14 protein-coding genes are annotated in these 17,609 nt (G+C 43.3%); 7 read left to right on the top strand and 7 right to left on the bottom strand.

What is annotated here, in order from left to right; all coding sequences use genetic code 11:
• Window positions 1-109: 109 nt before the first annotated feature.
• Entirely contained in the window at window positions 110-1,708 is a 1,599-nt protein-coding gene (locus I8J31_RS06835; RefSeq protein WP_199467537.1) for a methyl-accepting chemotaxis protein, read from the bottom strand.
• A 175-nt stretch (window positions 1,709-1,883) separates the two neighbouring features.
• Between I8J31_RS06835 and I8J31_RS06830 the strand changes: the two genes are divergently transcribed.
• The 4 genes from I8J31_RS06830 to I8J31_RS06815 all read left to right on the top strand — a co-directional run bounded on the left by I8J31_RS06830 (window position 1,884) and on the right by I8J31_RS06815 (window position 5,204).
• Complete coding sequence (locus I8J31_RS06830; protein ID WP_199467536.1) at window positions 1,884-2,315, top strand: YqaA family protein; 432 nt, start codon at window positions 1,884-1,886, stop codon at window positions 2,313-2,315.
• A 39-nt stretch (window positions 2,316-2,354) separates the two neighbouring features.
• On the top strand, window positions 2,355-3,113 hold the full coding sequence (locus I8J31_RS06825; protein WP_199467535.1) for an SPOR domain-containing protein: 759 nt from the start codon (window positions 2,355-2,357) through the stop codon (window positions 3,111-3,113).
• Between the two features lie 121 nt (window positions 3,114-3,234).
• On the top strand, window positions 3,235-3,690 hold the full coding sequence (locus I8J31_RS06820) for a GNAT family N-acetyltransferase (protein ID WP_199467534.1): 456 nt from the start codon (window positions 3,235-3,237) through the stop codon (window positions 3,688-3,690).
• A 131-nt stretch (window positions 3,691-3,821) separates the two neighbouring features.
• Window positions 3,822-5,204, top strand: a complete 1,383-nt coding sequence (locus tag I8J31_RS06815) for an MATE family efflux transporter (RefSeq protein ID WP_199467533.1) — start codon at window positions 3,822-3,824, stop codon at window positions 5,202-5,204.
• Between the two features lie 44 nt (window positions 5,205-5,248).
• On the opposite strand, the gene I8J31_RS06810 is transcribed toward I8J31_RS06815, so the two are convergent.
• Both I8J31_RS06810 and I8J31_RS06805 read right to left on the bottom strand, forming a co-directional pair.
• On the bottom strand, window positions 5,249-6,859 hold the full coding sequence (locus tag I8J31_RS06810) for an NAD(P)/FAD-dependent oxidoreductase (RefSeq protein ID WP_199467532.1): 1,611 nt from the start codon (window positions 6,857-6,859) through the stop codon (window positions 5,249-5,251).
• A 202-nt stretch (window positions 6,860-7,061) separates the two neighbouring features.
• Window positions 7,062-8,837, bottom strand: coding sequence for a right-handed parallel beta-helix repeat-containing protein (locus tag I8J31_RS06805; protein WP_199467531.1), 1,776 nt, complete (start codon window positions 8,835-8,837; stop codon window positions 7,062-7,064).
• Window positions 8,838-9,241: 404 nt separating this feature from the next.
• Here I8J31_RS06805 and I8J31_RS06800 point away from each other — a divergent pair, with 404 nt between their 5' ends.
• Window positions 9,242-10,069 (top strand): 5'-nucleotidase, lipoprotein e(P4) family, encoded by an 828-nt coding sequence (locus I8J31_RS06800; protein ID WP_199467530.1) that lies wholly within the window; start codon window positions 9,242-9,244, stop codon window positions 10,067-10,069.
• A 160-nt stretch (window positions 10,070-10,229) separates the two neighbouring features.
• Here I8J31_RS06800 and I8J31_RS06795 read toward each other — a convergent pair whose 3' ends face one another.
• The 3 genes from I8J31_RS06795 to I8J31_RS06785 form a co-directional block, all read right to left on the bottom strand.
• Window positions 10,230-11,111 (bottom strand): LysR family transcriptional regulator, encoded by an 882-nt coding sequence (locus I8J31_RS06795; protein WP_199467529.1) that lies wholly within the window; start codon window positions 11,109-11,111, stop codon window positions 10,230-10,232.
• Between the two features lie 27 nt (window positions 11,112-11,138).
• The gene (locus I8J31_RS06790; protein WP_199467528.1) at window positions 11,139-12,578 is read right to left on the bottom strand and encodes an SLC13 family permease; all 1,440 of its coding nucleotides are present in this window, start codon (window positions 12,576-12,578) and stop codon (window positions 11,139-11,141) included.
• A 160-nt stretch (window positions 12,579-12,738) separates the two neighbouring features.
• Window positions 12,739-13,947, bottom strand: coding sequence for an MFS transporter (locus tag I8J31_RS06785; protein ID WP_199467527.1), 1,209 nt, complete (start codon window positions 13,945-13,947; stop codon window positions 12,739-12,741).
• Between the two features lie 144 nt (window positions 13,948-14,091).
• Here I8J31_RS06785 and I8J31_RS06780 point away from each other — a divergent pair, with 144 nt between their 5' ends.
• Together I8J31_RS06780 and I8J31_RS06775 are read left to right on the top strand one after the other, a co-directional pair.
• Window positions 14,092-14,451, top strand: coding sequence for a Fis family transcriptional regulator (locus tag I8J31_RS06780; RefSeq protein ID WP_233402634.1), 360 nt, complete (start codon window positions 14,092-14,094; stop codon window positions 14,449-14,451).
• A 171-nt stretch (window positions 14,452-14,622) separates the two neighbouring features.
• Window positions 14,623-15,687, top strand: coding sequence for a pectinesterase family protein (locus I8J31_RS06775; RefSeq protein WP_199467526.1), 1,065 nt, complete (start codon window positions 14,623-14,625; stop codon window positions 15,685-15,687).
• Here the strand turns inward: I8J31_RS06775 and I8J31_RS06770 are convergent.
• Window positions 15,684-17,558: a cation:proton antiporter domain-containing protein gene (locus I8J31_RS06770; protein ID WP_199467525.1), complete on the bottom strand. Its 1,875-nt coding sequence runs from the start codon at window positions 17,556-17,558 to the stop codon at window positions 15,684-15,686. The genes I8J31_RS06775 and I8J31_RS06770 overlap by 4 nt on opposite strands.
• Window positions 17,559-17,609: the final 51 nt, after the last annotated feature.

Genomic DNA, 17,609 nt, shown 5'->3' with positions numbered 1-17,609 from the left:
GGAAGCACTTTTATAGGGCAAGAAACTTTAGAGAAAACACACTAAGTCACTAAACAGCATAGTGTGTTTTTAGAGGAAGGCGCAGGAAAATTTAGCAGCAGAGTGCTTGTTAGGTACTAAATTTATAGATCAATTGCCGCAACTGACTAGCGCAATCTTGCAGGTTTTCAACCGAGGTTCTAATGTCGCTGGAGTTCCTCGTCGTTTCTTCACACACTAGGGCGATATTTTCTAAGGTTTGGTTCACCGTTTGAGAAGAGCTGTGCTGACGGTTAGCGGCTTGGGTAATTTCATTGTTTAGTTTCGATATAGAGATAACGCCATTGGCAATATCGTCAAATGCCTGTCCCGCTTGGGAGGTTTGCTCTGCCCCTTGATTGGCCGTGTCTTGTGCGCTTTCCATTACCTTGACTGTGGTTAAGGTCTGCGCTGTGAGTTGTTCTATTAAACCGCCTATTTCGGTGGCCGCGAGTTGTGAACGTTGCGCCAATTGCCTTACTTCGTCGGCAACGACGGCAAAGCCTCGACCTTGCTCCCCCGCACGAGCAGCTTCGATAGCGGCATTAAGAGCCAGTAAATTGGTTTGATCTGCGACTTCAGAAATGATCCCTAATCTGTCATTAATGTGGGTAACGTCTTCCCGTAGCTGTTGAATTTGCTTAGCAGCTGCGCCCACTTCGCTGGACAGTTGTTGAATGTCTAAATTCGCCTTGTTCATGACACCAAGGCCTTGTTTTGAATGCTGACCTAGCTCTTGTGCCGTATTACTGGCGCGTTCTGCGATGCCTAAGGTACCTTCAACTGAAGCCATCACTTCCTGCATAATTTCTGTCGCTTGCCCTGTATTAGATAGTTGAGTTTCTACCCCAATAGCCGTTTTTTCGGTTGATTGATTGGTTTGTCCAACAATACTGTCTAGGGTTTCACTAGAGTGACTGACTTCACGCACAATGGATTGAAAGTTCCCCATCATACTATTAAAAGCCCCTGCCATTTCTCCCATCTCATCGTTGCCGCTGAATTCTACTCGTTGGGTAAGGTTTCCCGAGTGTTGTACTGAGGTCATGGTTTGGCAAAGGGACGTGACGCGGGTGGTGACTAGGTGAATGATATACAAGGCAGAGCCGCCGACGAGAACTGTTAGCACACTGACCAAAATAGCGTAATCTACTAATGCGTCTAGGAAAAAATGCATGGCGGCATTCATTGAGGCTGTGGTTATAATGACCATGTCCCAAGGAGTAAAACGAGATGCTCTGGCGATCATTTGATGATCGATTCCATCATTGCTGCGGTAATTAAAGTCGATTTGTTGGTTGTTAGAAGAAATATTGGCTAATGCCATGATTAATGAGTTGGGAGCGACGGTATTTGGATAATTTGAAGGCGCGTTTAATATTTGATTGTTTTGATCTAATAACCAAATGCTTTGTTGGTCACCGTAGCTAAACTCCGCTAAGCGCTTTATTGCTTCTTGTTGAGCTGTTTTTAAGGTTAGCTCGCCTGCTTGTTGACTGGCGTAAAGTTGTGCCAGAGTAGTATTGGCAATGTTTAAGATGTCTTTGTTTCTATCTTGTCTTGAATCTATGTTGCTTTGAAACAAGGAAGTAAGAGAAACTAAAATAAGCGCCGCAGTCCCCATCGACATCAGGCCTATAATAGCCCACAGTTTATAACGAATTTTAATATCATTGATGCGATCCAGCATACCTGTTTCCCCTTATGTTGAGCTCCTATTCTACGACGTAAAGGTTTGTAACTCGAACTCAATACATTGATTTATATCAAAAAGAAGCGGGTTAGATTATTGTTTGCTCAGTTTTTTTGAGACTTCTAGTGAGTTGATTTTGAGCGGTTTGGATTCATTCTGAAAAAGGAATAAATTGGATTATCTCATTGTTTTTGTTGTATCTTTTCTGTCGGCAACCATTTTACCTTTGGGTTCTGAGGCGGTATTGCTTTATTATTCAAATGAGGTGGTAGCTTCTATTGCTCTCCTGTGGTTATGGGCGAGTTTAGGTAATACGCTTGGCGGTTTGACGAATTGGTTTCTCGGTGCATTTTTGATTCGTTATGAAGGAAAAAAATGGTTTCCGATTAAACCTCGCGCACGTCATAAAGCGCAGCGATTTTTTAATCGTTACGGTGTTTGGGTTTTATTATTTACTTGGTTACCTGTAGTAGGTGATGCGATTGCTTTGGCTGCTGGTGTCTTTCGCACACCACTTAAGTATTTTTTGCCTTTGGTTTTTATTGGTAAGGCGGCGCGTTATGCCTTAGTCTTGTGGGGACAAAACCTGCTATTAAATGGGTAAAAAGTAATGGGATTTATCGACGTATGAGGAAATAGATTCATGAAAATGTCGCAAAAACTGATCATTGTTGTTGCTGGTTTGTCCTTGGGTGCATGTTCTACATCTGGGGAGCAAAATACTTTTATGACCTATCAAAATTTACAAGATAAGGTTCGAGAGCATGAGGAGCAATGGCAAAGTGTTCAGCCTAAATTAGAGCGAATTGATGAGCTAGAAGCAGAAATCGCTGCTTTGAAGCAAAAAACGGCTACCGCTACTGATATTCCTATGCCTGCTTCAAACAGCAAGGCGACCATGCTGACCGAAGATGAATCTATGTTAGCCGCGAATGTGGCGCCTGCGGTTACTCCTGCCATAGAAGAAAGCAGTGAAAATGTTGCTGCACCAGCCCCTATGGCTGTTGCCCCCATGGCTGTTACGCCGGTGGAGCCCGCGCCAATGACGAATCAACAATTGGCTAGTGCTGCATCAGGCACTATGCCTACAGCAGCGGTAGCAGCATCTGTTGTGGCAACAACGAAAACATCAAAAATGGATGAGGGTTACGGTGTTCAAGTAGCGTCTTATAGTAATCGTGATGAGGCCATTCGTGGTTGGCGTGTGTTACAGAAAAAACTGCCAGTTATCTTCGATGGCTTTGTTCCTCATGTGAATGAAAAGGAAGTGAATGGCCGTGCCATGTATCAGCTTAAGGTCGGACCTTTTGTTGATAAGTCTTATAGCTCTAAGTTTTGTTCTATGCTGAAAGAGCAAAATACAGACTGTCTCGTTACCAAATATGATGGTGAGGCTTTTTAAGCTAACCCCTAAGTGAAGTGTGGCTGATAAGAAAGGCGCTTTCTGTAAAGAACGCGCTTTTTTTAAGTTAGATCGTACATTTATTAAATATTTTAGTTGGTGCCAAAGTAAGGGATCTTTAATGTTGGACTTTAGAAAAGCTCATTTGAATGATTTACCCAAATTACTTGAGCTGGAGCAGGCTGTAATTGAAGCCGAGCGGCCTTTTAATGCATTGACTAAAGCCGTAGGTGCCGTTTATTACGACCTTGAGGCGTTGATCTCTGACGAGGACACTCAGTTACTCGTAATTGAAGTGGAGGGAGACATTATTGCGAGTGGCTATATTCAGATTCGTGCTTCGAAGTCTTACTTGCAACATAATCATCATGGTTACCTCGGCTTCATGTATGTGGCGCCCCAATATCGTGGGCAGGGGCTTAATAAAAAGATGCTAGATCGTTTGATTGCTTGGGGTCGCAGCCAGGGTATGAATGATTTTTATCTGGATGTTTATACGGAAAATAAGGCTGCATTAAAAGCCTATGAAAAAGCCGGCTTTACCTCAGGTGTGATAGAGATGAAGTTGAATCTTTAATTTATCGTTTGTCCATTAGTTTTGTCGGCGCAGCAAGAATGGTCAGGTTTTATCTTTTCCTTTTGTTACCTTTCTAATGAAAAAGACAGTGGTGTGACTACCTTAGGCGTACATAAAAAGGCACATTCTTTATGACAGCTTCACATAAAACGAATACTTTCCTTGATGCTTCTTTACCATTGGTTTTTCTAAAAACAGCGGCACCGATTATTTTAATTATGTTGGTTAACGGTTCATTTTCGCTGGTGGATGCCTATTTTCTTGGGGTGTTTGTTGGGGCTGATGCTTTGTCGGCTGTCACTTCGATGTTTCCTGCTTTTATCCTGATTATTGCCCTGTCGACGCTTGTCTCCAATGGTTTTGCTAGTGTTATGGCGAGGCAGTTGGGGGCGGGGGATCGGTCTAATGTTCAGGGAGTTTTTTCACAAGCGATCAGTTTGTCTTTAGTGGTGTGTGGTTTTTTAATCGCTTTGTTTTTGCTCGGGGGAAACGCTCTTGTTACTTCGGCGAGTAATGGTTCAAGCCATATTGCGGATATGAGTTATCGCTACATTTCTATTTTGATTCTCTGTTCTCCACTGGTATTTATTTTAACCATTAATAGCGATAGTTTGCGCTGTGAAGGACAGGTTTCCTTTATGGCGCTTATCTCACTTTTTTCTGTACTGCTCAATGGCGTGTTTAATTATCTACTGATCGTTGAAATGAATTGGGGAGTGGCAGGCTCTGCCTATGGCACAGTATTAGCTCAGGCGACTTCACTAGCCATAATATTTTGGTATCGAAAATATAAAAAGAATGTCCTTAGACTTCAGATTGTCCAGTTTTCTTTGTCACGACAATATTGGTTACGTTTTTTGTCTTTGGGGGCACCATCAAGCTTAAATTATATCGGCTTGGCCTTGGCGTCAGGGGCTATTTTGTACAATTTACAAACTTGGGATGCCGCTAATTATGCAACAACGGTTGGTGCCTATGGCATTATTACGCGCTTAATGACCTTTATCTTCTTGCCTTTGCTGGGCTTGAGCATGGTGTTTCAGGCGATTGTTGGCAACAACTTTGGCGCTAATGAGCTGGGTCGAGTGAATGCCAGTATTAAAATTGTATTATCCGTAGCCTTTATTTATTGTGTGTTTTTTCAACTGATTGCCTTTATGTTTAGAGCGGATTTAGGTGCCTTATTTGTCAGCGATCAGGCGGTCATTAATGAAGTGGTAAGGATTTTACCTTTCTCTACTTTAGCGTTGTTTTTGGTTGGCCCACAGATGATGATTAGCATGTTCTTTCAAGCGATTGGAGATGCAAAAAGGGCAGGTATTTTAGGCATTATGAAAACCTATGCGTTTTCTTTGCCGTTGATTTTCATCCTGCCTTTTTTCTTTGCTGAATGGGGTATTTGGTATGCCGCGGCGAGTACCGAATTTCTGGCCCTATTATTGACTATTCTGGTCTTGAGTTTGCGTAGCAGAAAGCAAAATATTTCTTTAGGGTTGTTTTTTAAAGAAGACTGACCGGCAGTTAACCTAATCTTTGGCACCCGCTAGATTAATTGCTATCACTTCACTTTTTCGTTAATACTCAATGCCATGGCTTCGGCGATTTTAATGCCGTCAATCGCCGCAGACATAATTCCGCCAGCGTACCCTGCGCCTTCTCCTGCAGGGTACAAGCCTTTGGTGTTGATGCTTTCTAAGCTTTTGGCATCACGTTTGATGTTGATTGGGGCTGAGGTACGCGTTTCTACCCCTGTCATTAGGGCATCTTCAAAGGCAAAGCCTTTTACTTTTTTGTTGAATGCCGGAATGGCCTCGCGAATTGCTTCGATACAAAAATCAGGCAAAGCATCTGATAAGTCTGTGAGCTTAATACCCGGTTTAAAGGAAGGAATAACACGGCCTAGCGCCTTAGGTGTTTCACCTTTTAAGAAGGCGCCAACGGTTTGGGCTGGGGCATCGTAATTACTGCCTCCCATGACAAAGGCATGACTCTCTAATTTACGTTGGAATTCGATACCTGCTAATGGGCCGCCCGGATAATCACTGGGGTCTATGCCAACCACTATGGCGCTATTGGCGTTGCGCTCGTTACGGGAATACTGGCTCATTCCGTTCGTCACTACACGGTTCTCTTCTGAAGTCGCGGCTACGACGGTACCACCGGGGCACATGCAAAAGCTGTAAACAGAACGACCATTTTTACAGTGGTGAACCAACTTGTAATCTGCTGCGCCTAAAATTTCGTTGCCAGCGTTAGGGCCAAAACGTGCTTTATCGACGGATGACTGCTCGTGCTCAATACGGAAGCCGACAGAAAAAGGCTTCGCTTCGATGTAAATGCCTTTGTTGTGCAACATTTCGAAGGTATCGCGGGCACTGTGACCAATGGCAACAGCAATGTGTTTAGAGTGAATGCGTTCGCCATTTGCAAGGGTGACGCCCGTTACCTGACCGTCTTCAATGTGCAAATCATCCACCCGGGCACTGAAGCGAATTTCACCGCCCAGCTCGATAATTTGGGCACGCATTTTTTCCACCATGGCAACCAATTTAAAGGTGCCAATATGTGGTTTGCTGACATAGAGGATTTCATCTGGTGCACCAGCCGCCACAAATTCATTGAGGACTTTACGACTGTATTGCTTCGGATCTTTTACTTGACTGTAGAGCTTACCATCAGAAAACGTGCCTGCACCACCTTCGCCAAATTGCACATTAGATTCGGTGTTAAGGATTTTTTTACGCCAAAAACCAAAGGTGTCCTTGGTACGTTCACGCACCTCTTTACCGCGTTCTAGGACAATGGGTTTGTATCCCATCTGTGCTAAAACCAAAGCGGCTAACAAGCCACAAGGTCCAAAGCCAATGATGATAGGACGCTCAGTTAATGTGGCAGGTGCCTGTGCAACTGGGTGGTAGTTCAAATCTGGTGTGATTTTGACCTGCTGATGATCAGCAAATTTAATCAGCAGGTCTTGATCACATGTGGTTTCAATATCCAAGGTGTAGATCAGCATGATGTTGGTTTTTTTACGGGCATCATAGCCACGACGAAAGACGTTGAAACTAACGAGCTGTTCCGCTGAAATCTCCAGCATGGATAAAATGCTGTTTTCCAGTGCGGTAGTGTTGTGATCAAGGGGGAGTTGGATATTGGAAAGTCGTATCATAGTGGTCAATATTCAGGATGCTGAGTCAGTGGTTTAATAGCGGGCATAATACGATATTTTTGCTAAAAAAGCTGGTCTTTAATGGCTTGGCTGATGGATCGTGTCTCGTTTTGACATAAGAGTGTTTTAAAATCAAAAAAACCAGTCAGGGTTAGCTGACTGGCTTTATATTGCTAAGCGCTATGATCTAAATAATACGAATTTAGTACTCAAAGGCGCCAATGTCCGGTGCGGACCCATTGTAGCTTTGGTCTACATCGGTACCGGCATCAATCAAATCACTGCCACTTTTGAGGTGGAAGAAGTCAATGTCTGGCAAGCTGCCATCTGATTTGCGAGGTTTAAGTAAGTCATTGATATTCAAACCTTTAAAGTCGCCAGATGATACTGAGATACCATTTTGCCAACTGTTATTGGAGATACTGGTACTGCTGGCATTGAGCTGATCACTGGAGTTCTCAGGGTCATAAGAAATGGTGTTTTTAATTTCTAATCTTTCTGCTTTATTGGTGTTGCTGAAAGAAATATTACGACCATTTTTATAAGCGATTGAGTTGTGAATGGTGACCTTGCCACGGTTACTATTATGATCATAACCATCTACCGCATTACCAGCGGCAATGGTATTGATTAAAATAGCATTATGTTTAAGGTCTTTATTATCACTGCCACCAGTTTTGAACCCGTTACCATCGCCATCACCTAGAGAACCATTTTCCAAGTATCCATTACGGAATACCCAAGTATTTTCGTAGGTAGTGGTGACATTATTTGCACCACGCAGGTAACCATCAACCCCGTCATCTAGGTTATTCCATGCACGACAACCATAAAAATAGTTACCACTGCCCACCGTGAGTTTCGCGGCGAAACCGTCTGCATTCTCTAGAGAAGAATCGGCGTTGTAGTAGGAATCGACATTTTTAATCAGGTTGTTACTTGCCCCGTTATCTAATTGCACCCCAGTATCAGCATTACGAGAGAAACTAGAGAATTCAATGATATTCTCATCGCCAGTAATGTGTAAGCCGTTATCACCTGCTCTTGTTACATCAATACCGTACATGTGCCAATGGTCACCGCTTAACTCAATACCACGATTACTACTGGATTCAGACATGGAAGAGAAGTTAAACACGGGATGGCTATCACCTGGGTAGTTTCTGAGGATGATTTTATTCGAGGATGAACCTGACTTGGTCATTTCAATCGGCGAGCTGAAATAGTAGGTGCCACTGCGAACATAAATGCCTTTGCTCGATGATGCATTATTAATCGCTGAGAGTATCTCACTTTCTGAGTCTACGACTATGTTATTGCTTATTTCAGGGCCATTTCCTGCTGGCGGTGTGACAGGGCCTGAGCCATCCAGGGTAATATTAAAGGAGTTGGAATTGCTTGTATCGCCATCTGAGTTTGTATATTTGATCCAGAACCAGTAGGGAACACCAGCATCTAAATTAGTGACTGTGTAGCTGGTGGTTGAGGGGGATACTGTGGCGATTCTTTCACGGTTTTTTGGGTTACTGTCTGTGTCGTAATAGACCTCGTAATTGGAGTTTGAATTTGAATTACTCCATTGCAATGTCACCTGATCGCCACTTCCTGATCCGCTTAATGTCACATTGAAACTACTGCTGGGCGTCGCACTGAATGCATTGGAATTGGAATACTCCCCCGTGTCACTGTCGAGGAATTTAATCCAGAACCAATAGGGTGTGCCGTTATCTAATCCTGTCGCAGTATAATTAAATGTTGACGATGATACGCTATCAAGTCTTATTCTATTTTCTGGGTCACTGTCAGTATCATAGTAGACCTGATAAGCGGCACTGGTTTGCCCCGAGTTACTCCAGTTTAGGTCGACTTTCTTATTACCTGCAAAGCCATTAAGTGTGACGCTGTCAGCCCAAGTGGCGCCAGATATTACGGCCAGTAGTGCTGAAAAAGTGATTGCTTTCGTTGTTATGTTGTTCATGATGATTGTCCTTCAATTTAATCCTTAAATTGCTTAGGCCGAAAGTTACTTGTGCATTTCGAACCTAATTCCATCTAAATGAAGTGCTTGAGGAAATTTAAAGAAAAGACTGTTTATTTTTTTTAAAACATCATTCCTCAAATAAAATCTTAGGAGAGAATGAGAATTATCGTCATTTATAATTTTTATCAAATGTATGCTAATCGATAGCTTTTATTTTCTATGTAGGCTTGTGATTGATCTTAAAGATAAAATTTTCTAGTGGGGTCATGCTGTTTGGAAGTAAATACAAGAAAAATAGATAAGTGCATAAACCTGAAGACAGGGTTTTCTTTAAGGTGTATTTTTTGGAATGAAGATTTACAGAGTGAAATAGGTGGGTATCTATAACTAAGGGGCTATTTATGTTTTCGATTGCTGTTCGTACCGTTTTGGTTTCAGCTGTTCTATTATCAGGCAGCTTTTCTCTTCCTGCTTTGGCCGATGATTCCGGCTATGGCGCCAAAGATCTAAATGAGCAACTTGTCATGTCGACCCTGTGGATGCAGGCATCGGCTGAATATAAGGCCTTATCTTATCAAGCCTTTAATCTGGCTAAAATGCAGTTTGATCGTTATTCCCGCAGTCATACTGGCAGCAAAAAAATTGCGGTGGTTGTGGACGCCGATGAAACAGCTATCGATAACAGCGCTTATCAGGCTTGGTTGATTGGCAAGGACTTTGGCTATTCAAGTAAAACATGGGCTAAATGGATGGACGCTGCACAAGCGAAAGCCATGCCGGGAGCCACTGATTTTCTGAATTATGTGGCGAGTAAAGGGGCGGAAGTCTTTTACGTAACAAACCGAAAAATAGTCGGATTAGAAGGAACGCGTAAAAACCTTAAGGCACTGGGCTTTCCGAATGTGGATGACAAGCATTTAATGCTTAGAACCGATAGCAGTAATAAAGAACCTCGTCGTGAAGCCATTGCTAAAGACTATGATATTGCTCTGTTTATGGGCGATAACTTGAATGACTTTTCTAACGATTTTAGAACCAAAAGTCTAGCAGACAGTGATGCGGCGGTAGAGAAGAATAAAGCGCTGTTTGGCACCACATTCATTATGCTGCCAAACCCAGCCTATGGGGATTGGGAAGGCAAAGTGTATGAGGGTAATTGGGGGGCATCGCCAGCCGAAAAAGACCAAATGCGTAAGTCGAAGTTTCGTATTTGGCAACCGGCTAACTGATTCCTTCAGGCTTTAGTTTTAAAAAAAGGTCGCGAATCCATTTAGGTGAGCGACCTTTTTTGTTGATTCGAGATCTTGGCGTGATTGCTGTGTGCGCCAATAGATTGTTCATAATAGACTCAAAGTGCCATGTTTTACTCACGACTCCGTGCAAAGACTTCTATTCACTAATAAGCTCTTGGATTAAATTGTTGGCCGCCCCTATAACTGGGTCAAAATGACGTTTGCTCTGATAGGCAAAGTACACAGGAACGGCTTTTTTTACTTCATGAAGTATGGTTATTTCTCCTTTCTTTTCGGCTGTTTGCGCGGCTTCCGTATGCAGTAAACCAAGTCCAAGGCCACTGCTAATTAGCGAGGACATCATATTTTCATGGTCGATCTGAATGAGTCGTGTTGGCGTGATTTTATGCTCATTAAAGAGAGCGTGAGCAAGGGTGCCACAGCATGTCTGAGGGTTAGGGGTGACCCAAGGGTGGTCATTGAGTAATTGCCAGTTGAAGGGCGTTTTTTTGTCAATTAGACCGAATGGCGCGACTAAAAACACACCAAACTCGGCAATTTTTAGTGTATTTAGGCTGACTTTTGGTGGCGTACTGTCATTATAAAAAATGGCATCAAGCTGGTTACTCATTAAATCTGCCAATATTTCTGGTGATTTACCCTGTTTAACCTCTACCTGAATATTTGGGTAGCGTTCTGCTATTAGGCTAATAAAAGCCCTTAATATTTCTGAACTCGCGCTTGAACCAATGCCGATGGCCAGTTTTCCAGAAATCTTGCCTTGTATTCGTTCTGCTTCATCAAAAATTTTGTCATGGGCTTTTAGGGTTTGTTCTACAAAGGGGAGTAGGTGGATGCCTTGCTTGGTGAGTGACATGCCATGGGCAGAACGTTCAAAAAGGCTTAGGCCCAAAGTGCTTTCCAAGGCTTTAATATGAGCACTGATTGCAGCTTGGCTTAGATAGCGTTTATGTGCTGCTTGGGTAATGCTGCCTTCTAATGCCACCAGTTTGAATGTTTTTAGTTGGTTAATATCCATGTGATTACCTTAAATTGGACCATTTTCTTAAAACATGGCCAGAAGATGCCACCAGAAAAAGTTAATGGGCAGTAAGATTAAGCCAGTGATCACAAAGGTGGCGACACATACTTTAGTGACAGCACTGATAGAAAGCTTGCCTAAGGCAATGGCGGTAATCAGAGGCGGGGCTTGGTAGGGTAAGAGTACATTTGAAAAAGCCAGCACTTGGGTCATTAACACGGCGTTGGAGGAGAGGCCGGTGACCTCTGCGAGGTGTTCGGCCATGGGGGTCATAATAGCGGGTACGCCAGCTAAATTAGTCACCACGGCGACACAAGTTGAAATAAAGGTGAGTAAGCTGAGGTTGAGCAGAGGGGCATTCGGAGAAAAAGGAATCGCTTGCGTTAGGTAATTAACCAACACACTCCCCAGGCCTGAATCCGCAATGATGGCGCTTAAACCAATAATGCCAGCGGCAAATAACAGAGTACCGTATTGTAAGCCTTTGTCTATGGTGTCTTTTCCGGTTAACCCTAATCTAGGCCAAAGGCATATCAGGGCTGCCATCAAGCCAATCCAGCCTGCTGAAATATGATGCAGGCTATCGGTAAACCAAAACGCGAAGCAGCTACAGAGTATCAGTAATAGGGTCTTTTCTTTTTTAGTGATCGCTGACTCTTCAATGGAAACGGCCATTGTTTGGCTCGGTGCCTTGTCTGGAAACAGCCATAAAATTACCCCAACTGTGACGACTAGTTTGCCCAAGCCTAGGAGCGGAAAGTGCAATAGTAAGTACTGCCAGTAAGAAAATGGCGTTTGATACAGCGTCTCTGCCATGCCAGAAAGTAACATATTGGGTGCATTGGCAGGTAAGATAGAAAAGGCGGGTAAAAAAGTGCCAAATGCCGCGGCCAGCAACATACCTTTGCGCCCGTTAGAGTCTGCGCCATAACCAAAATGATCAGCAAGAGTGGCGATGATAGGAATGATTAATACCACACGCCCCACTCCAGAAGGAATCAAAAAGGCCAAGCCCATCGCGAATGCAGCAATCTTGATGATGGTGCCCTGATAACTGTTGCCCAACATTACCATGAGTAACCGTGTGGCTCGTATATTCAGGCGGGTATGGGAAATGGCTGCACCAAAGACCATGCCACTGAATACTAGCCAAAAAGTTGATGATTGAAAGCCAGAGAAAATGACTTGGTTGGGAGCCAATTGAGTGGCAGTAGCAAAAGCGAATAAGCTTAAAGCGGGCCAATAGGCAGGCACTAAAGACGTGGCCCACAAGGCGATGCAGATGAAGAGCAACCCAGCGACAAGGGCTTGGGATAGGGGAAGGAATTGGTAGCATACACTGCTTATTACCAAGGTTATTGCCAAGATCAGATACAAGGGCCAACTGGGATTAGTCGTGGGTATCTTATCTACAATGCCTTTCGTAGGGAGTATTGATTGCGGAGAGGGACTTTCATTCTTCATCAAAATAGCCTCGTATTGGATAAGTGCTACTGTGCCATTTTATCGTAGGGTAAATCTACGGTTTTATATTGAGAGGCCTCAGTGATTCTGAGGGGACTTTATTCCCCCATAGCAGGAGGGAATAAAGTGAATAGCTGGGGAGTTTAGTAGAGCGTTTCTTTTACTTACGTTTTAAGTAGCCTATTCCATAGGCTGCAGTGCTTAAGGCAACAATCCCACCACAAGCAATGGCCCAACGGGCGCCAAGTAAATCCGCAACCCAACCGACTAATGGGCCACCAATAGCGGTGCCACCTACTGAAGTAGCAAGCAGAATAGCGATAACTCGGCCTCGAATGTACTTTTGTGCTGAGAGTTGCACAAGACTGTGTACTGAGGTGGTAAAAAGTTGCGTTGTCATGCCTATGACACTGAGTAATAGGGCGAACACCCAGAAATTAGGAATAATGGATGTGACGAGGGCGGTGACCCCAAAGCCAATGGCAGAAAATGATATGAAGCGGATGTTGGGTTCATCTCGACTGGCGGTAATCATGGCACCCACAATAGAGCCGATTGCCATGATGGACATGAGGATACCAAATTGTTGGGAGTTGCCTGTGAATACATTTACTGTCATTGCAGATAAGTAAACGGTGAAGTTGAGACCAAACATGGCGAAGAAAAAGAACATGCTAATGGCCACTATCATGTCAGGACGTTGACGAATGTAATGAAAACCATCGAATAAGGTGGTTTTTTTTGTAGGCTGAGTGTCATTGTTTACTTTTGGGGTATCTGTTGGTTTAGCCTTGATAATGAACATAATCGCCAGAATGGGTAAAAACGATAGAGCATTTAGTGCAAATACCCAGCCAGCCCCTATTAGTAAAATCAAAAAGCCTGCGATAGCTGGGCCAATCATACGTGCGCTGTTAAAGGAAATAGAGTTTAAAGAGACGGCATTAGGCAGGTCTTTGTCAGCGACCAAGTCGGCAACAAAAGCATGTCTGGCAGGGGTATCGAAAGCTGTAAAGCAGCCAAGTAAAAAGGCAAATATGTACATATGCCATAGTTCAAGATGACCATTTAAAATCATCACAGCTTGAAGCAGTGCTAATAAGCCCCGTAGGGTTTGGGTGGTAATCAGTAATTTTCGGCGGTCAAAATAATCTGCAGCCCAACCAATAATGGGTAGAAAAATAAATTGTGGCGCAAATTGCAAGGCAACAACAATACCGACTGCTGTGGCATTGCCATCAGACAGTTCTGCGATAACAATCCAGTCTTGGGCGGTACGTTGTAACCAGGTTCCAATATTTGAAATGAAGGCACCAATGGCCCAAAGGCGATATTGCGGGTTGCTTAACGAGCGAAACGTGTTTTTCAAGGAGGGTCTCTGTAAAATATAAAACGGTGTTTTGAAATTATATCAGATAATTGTTTGGTATGATTGAGTTTGTAGTGCACTTGGCAAAGTTGGCGGTTGTACAACAAAGAGATACCTTATGGCCTACTAAATAATTGATATTTGATGATGAAAAAAACAGATAAAAAAATCGATAACGCACTGCGAGAGGCATTAACCCAAGTATGTGAATCGGCATTGGCTTCTATTGACGGCTTTGTATGGTTGACTCATTTGGTTAATTACAATGATTTTCCTCGCTCATTGAACATCGTTTGTGTATTTGAAACCGATGAACAACTGTCGACGGCTTACGACAAGAAAGAAACGGATCAACTTTGTCGTCTTATTGAGAGCAAGCTAAGAGACATTGATATTAAGTTAAAGCAAGCTATGAAGCAGATTAGTTTTGACACTGAAGAAGCCTGTGAAAGGTTCCATGGTGGTAAATGGAATGAATGCCTTCAGAAATTTAATTTGCATTAAAACAGAGTGGTAATTTCTTTTCCTTGTCCTTCCATTATGGCGCCCTTATTGATTATTGTGAGCTATTGTTTTACTTTGTAAGGTTATGTTAATAATCAGCTGGATACTGATGTTGCTTTAGATTTCTTTTTAGCCGAAAGTTAAGGTCAGATCAGAAGGATGTAAAAGAAAATGGACAACTCTTTGAATACTGAAATGGTGGTTTTATACGATGCTGTCGTATCAAAAACGCCTACGGTAGAACAGTTCAGTACCATAGCTGATGCGTTACGTGACGCGCCTGATGATGACAGTATTTATCGGGTTTGTATTCATTCGGGTACTTATCATGAGCGCTTGGTGATCAATAGAAAGAATGTACATCTGATTGGTTCAGGGCGAGACCAGACTATTATTACTCAAACTCTTGTTGCGGCAGAAAAAGGCGACAGGGGCGAGATTATTGGTACTTTTCAAACACAAACGATTGAAGTCAATGCGTCTGGATTTATGGCGCAATTTTTGACTATTCGCAATGATTTTGACCTGTTGGAAAACGCATTAAAAAGCGACTCTGACCGCACTAAATTGCATCAGCATACTCAAGCAGTGGCTTTGTTGCTGGGAGAAATGAGTGATAAAGCAGCGTTTTTAGATGTCTCTTTAGAAGGCTATCAAGACACTTTTTGCAGTCTTGGAGGGCGTGCTTATTTTACTCAATCACGTATTAGTGGCACGGTAGACTTTATTTTCGGCAGTGGCGTGGTGGTGTTTAATTATTGCGACATTGTTTCGCGCTATTGTCCCTCTCAAAATGGGCCTATGGGTTATCTTACGGCACCCAGTACCAGTCATAAACAAGAGTATGGTTTGAGTTTTTTCCAATGTCGTTTATTAAAAGAGGATGCGCGGGTGAGTGCAAAGAGCTATGCGTTGGGACGACCTTGGCATCCAACGACGACGTTTCTAGATGGTCGCTATGCAGACCCTAATGCTATTGGTAAAAGTACCTTTTTGAACACCGCCATGGACGATCATATTTTTGGTTGGGATAAAATGCATGGCACTTCTATTGAGGGTGAACGAATTTGGTTTACGCCAGAAGAGCATGCTCGTTTTGCGGAGTATTCTTCTACTGGGGCCGGTGCGGCGAGTGCTACGGCATTGGAACCTAACTATCGTCCACAGCTAACATGGGAAGAGGCCAAGGAGTACTCATTGGCGAATATCCTTGCTGGTTGGCAGCCGACATTTTAAGGTGTTTCGCAGCTACTTTTGGTCTTAATCTCCTCCATCTGAGCTTTTAATTGCGGGTCTTGTTGCTCAAGATATTTGCGAACACGGGCGATAAAAGCTTTATTTTCATGGAAAGGTACACCTATCTGATGGGCATCGGCTACCGCCTCCATAGCAACACTATCATGCTCATTAAATACCTTAATCATCTCTTCTGCTTTCTCCCGAGAAAGTCCTAGGGCTTCAAAGGCCGAGCGCCCCATTCGTAAGCTACTATCAAAATTTTCTCGAATAATATCGCGACAACCATAGGACCATAAATCGTAAACGTGGTGATTATCGAAGGCACGCGCGATGACATGTAACTTAGGGTAGTGTGCAATGGTGTATTTGACTAATTTTGTGACTTGTTCAGGGTCATCGATAGCGATAATAAGCAAGGAGGCGTCATCAATGCCTGCCGCATGCAATAGATCCGGTCTTGTTGCATCACCAAAGTAATGCTTCACACCAAACTTTTCCAATGCTTCAAGGCGTTCGACACTAAAGTCAATGACGGTAGAGTGGTAATTCGCGAGTCGTAGAATACGGTCTATGGTACTGCCCATACGCCCAGAGCCAGCAATGATAATCTGGTTTTCATCCGGCATATCTTCATCTTTTCCTACGGTTTTGTCCTCAGCATAGCGCGGGGCAACAACGCGATCATAAATAATAAATAAAACGGGTGTCAGTAGCATGGATAAGGCTACGACAAGCAGTAAACGATCTGCAATTGGCTGTGGAATTACACCATTAGCGACGGTAAAAGAGAGCAGCACGAAACCAAACTCACCGGCCTGAGCCAATCCTAGGGCGAATAACCAATTGTTTGATCCACGGATGTTGAAAAGCTTGCCTAATAATAAAAGAGTGAGCCCTTTGATAAGGATTAAGACAATGGTTAAGCCAAGAATAGAGAAGAAATGACTAAATAGAAGATGAAAATTAATACCAGCCCCTACTGTCATGAAAAACAATCCTAGTAAGAGTCCTTTAAAAGGTGCAATGTCACTTTCTAGCTGATGACGATAGGGGGAGTTAGCAAGGACAACACCCGCTAAGAAGGTGCCTAGAGCGGGAGATAAACCGACGAAAGACATGAGTAATGTGGTGCCGATAACAAACATCAAAGCCGTTGCAGTAAAGAGTTCTCGTAGTTGCGCCATGGCAATAAAGCGAAAAATAGGTGTCGCTAAAAAGTGACCACCTAGTATCACGGTAGCAATAGCGGTGATATTTAATAGGACTGTCTGCCAAGCATTTAAGGATGTTAGAAAATGAGCCGTTGTTTGGTGGTCTGTTGGTATCGCATTATGGCTTAAGGCTTCCAATAGCTCAGGGGTAGCTAATAACGGAATAAAGGCCAACATAGGAATGACGATGATGTCTTGAGCCAGCAACACAGAAAAGGAGGACTGTCCGCCATCAGATTTCATTAGACCTTTTTCTGTGAGGGTCTGAATCACGATGGCGGTGGAGGATAAAGCGAGCACAAGTCCAATCGCTAAACTGATACGCCAACTCTGGTCTAACAGCATGCCTAGCATCATTAAAAATAAGGCTGTGAACGCGACTTGACCACCTCCTAAGCCGATTAGTTTAGACCTTAATGCCCAAAGTTTCTTAGGCTTTAGCTCCAGTCCAACAAGAAACAACATTAATACCACGCCGAGTTCCGCAATGTGCTGAATGGACTCAATGTTGACGTTGAGCAAGTTAAGTAAGGGGCTAATTATAATCCCTGCTAATAAGTAACCCAATACAGAGCCAAGACCTAGGCGAGAGGCGATAGGAACCGAGAGTACCCCAGCAATTAAAAATACGAAGGATAATAGTAGAGCATCTGTCATTGGGAGTGGTTCCTTAAAAATTCATTAAAAAGAGCGTATTAGATCATTTAA

The sequence above is a fragment of the Marinomonas transparens genome (assembly GCF_016463975.1).
In the GTDB taxonomy this organism is placed as follows: domain Bacteria; phylum Pseudomonadota; class Gammaproteobacteria; order Pseudomonadales; family Marinomonadaceae; genus Marinomonas; species Marinomonas transparens.
Note: the sequence above shows the minus strand (reverse complement) of the source record. Positions and strands in the feature narration are given on the sequence as shown.

Coding starts and splice junctions, on each gene's coding strand:
- I8J31_RS06835 (WP_199467537.1), bottom strand. CDS start 1,708: ATGCTGGATCGCATCAATGATATTAAAATTCGTTATAAACTGTGGGCT.
- I8J31_RS06825 (WP_199467535.1), top strand. CDS start 2,355: ATGAAAATGTCGCAAAAACTGATCATTGTTGTTGCTGGTTTGTCCTTG.
- I8J31_RS06820 (WP_199467534.1), top strand. CDS start 3,235: ATGTTGGACTTTAGAAAAGCTCATTTGAATGATTTACCCAAATTACTT.
- I8J31_RS06815 (WP_199467533.1), top strand. CDS start 3,822: ATGACAGCTTCACATAAAACGAATACTTTCCTTGATGCTTCTTTACCA.
- I8J31_RS06810 (WP_199467532.1), bottom strand. CDS start 6,859: ATGATACGACTTTCCAATATCCAACTCCCCCTTGATCACAACACTACC.
- I8J31_RS06805 (WP_199467531.1), bottom strand. CDS start 8,837: ATGAACAACATAACAACGAAAGCAATCACTTTTTCAGCACTACTGGCC.
- I8J31_RS06800 (WP_199467530.1), top strand. CDS start 9,242: ATGTTTTCGATTGCTGTTCGTACCGTTTTGGTTTCAGCTGTTCTATTA.
- I8J31_RS06795 (WP_199467529.1), bottom strand. CDS start 11,111: ATGGATATTAACCAACTAAAAACATTCAAACTGGTGGCATTAGAAGGC.
- I8J31_RS06790 (WP_199467528.1), bottom strand. CDS start 12,578: ATGAAGAATGAAAGTCCCTCTCCGCAATCAATACTCCCTACGAAAGGC.
- I8J31_RS06780 (WP_233402634.1), top strand. CDS start 14,092: ATGATGAAAAAAACAGATAAAAAAATCGATAACGCACTGCGAGAGGCA.
- I8J31_RS06775 (WP_199467526.1), top strand. CDS start 14,623: ATGGACAACTCTTTGAATACTGAAATGGTGGTTTTATACGATGCTGTC.
- I8J31_RS06770 (WP_199467525.1), bottom strand. CDS start 17,558: ATGACAGATGCTCTACTATTATCCTTCGTATTTTTAATTGCTGGGGTA.